Below are 1,215 nucleotides of genomic sequence, written 5' to 3' on the forward strand. Positions count from 1 at the left end.
TTGAAGTAATGACCACTCGTATCGACCGCGCCTTTGCCGCCGCCAAGCAGGCCAATCGCCCGCTCTTTGCCGCCTATGTCATGGGTGGCGACCCGGACCTGGCCACCAGCCAGGCCATCATGAACGCCCTGCCGCAGGCCGGTGCCGACATTATCGAACTGGGCCTGCCCTTTTCCGACCCCATGGCCGATGGCGTTGCCATCCAGATGGGTGGCCAGCGCGCCCTCAAGGCCGGGCAGACGCTGCGCGGCGTTCTCGGCATGGTCGAGGAATTCCGCCGCAAGGACGAGACGACCCCGGTCGTACTGATGGGCTACTACAATCCCATCTATAGCCTGGGCGTCGACACATTCCTGACCCTTGCCAAGGAAGCAGGCGTTGATGGCCTGATCATCGTCGATCTGCCGGCCGAGGAAGACAATGAGCTTTGCATTCCCGCGATCAAGGCGGGCCTCAATTTCATTCGCCTGACGACGCCCACCACCGACGACGCGCGCCTGCCGACCGTGCTCGAAAACACCTCTGGCTTTGTCTACTACGTCTCCATGAACGGCACGACCGGCGCGGTCATCAAGTCGCGCGGCGCCGTCGGCGAAGCCGTGCAGCGCATCAAGGCCCATACCGAGCTGCCAGTGATCATCGGTTTCGGCATCAAGACGGCCGATGACGCCGCCGAGATGGGGCGCCACGCCGATGGCATCGCCGTCGGCACAGTGCTGGTCGATGCGGTTGCCAAGTCGCTGGTCGATGGCAAGGCCACCGACAAGACCGTCGCGGCTGTGCGCGATCTCGTGGCCGACCTCGCCGCCGGCCTCAAGCGCTCGAGGACATAGGCCCTCCTGCCAGGGCCCGTTCCCGCGAAAGCAGGACAGCCCGTTCGGCCGGAGATCCCCGCTTTCGCGGGGAAGACACCCAGGAATGAAAGTGGATAGCGGCGAGCCAGCCTTTGCCGCGCCCCTTCCCACCTGATAAGAATTGCCACAATTGACGTTTAGGTGACTTTTCCTGAGCGTTTCGCTGAAACGCACTCGAGATCACCGCGAAAGGCCGCGCCATGAACTGGATCGACAATTTCGTCCGCCCCAAAATCCGCTCGTTCCTCACGAACAAGCGCGATACGCCGGAAAACCTTTGGGTAAAGGATCCGGAATCGGGCGAGATGGTGTTCTATCGCGACCTCGAAGCCAATCAGTGGGTGGTGCCGAATTCGGGCTA

1 protein-coding gene and 1 pseudogene are annotated in these 1,215 nt (G+C 62.6%); both read left to right on the plus strand.

Translation table 11 applies throughout. The annotated features are described in order from the left end of the window. Nucleotides 1-8 precede the first annotated feature (8 nt). Entirely contained in the window at nt 9-833 is an 825-nt protein-coding gene (trpA, locus tag J0I64_RS15595) for a tryptophan synthase subunit alpha (RefSeq protein ID WP_291409884.1), read from the plus strand. Nucleotides 834-1,054: 221 nt separating this feature from the next. After that, a pseudogene (locus tag J0I64_RS15600) lies at nt 1,055-1,215 on the plus strand (acetyl-CoA carboxylase carboxyl transferase subunit beta); the annotation flags it as partial.

This window comes from Devosia sp. (assembly GCF_017307565.1).
GTDB lineage: Bacteria > Pseudomonadota > Alphaproteobacteria > Rhizobiales > Devosiaceae > Devosia.

What these genes read in the sequence shown, in the direction of transcription:
- trpA (WP_291409884.1), top strand. Translation starts at nt 9, where the DNA reads ATGACCACTCGTATCGACCGCGCCTTTGCCGCCGCCAAGCAGGCCAAT.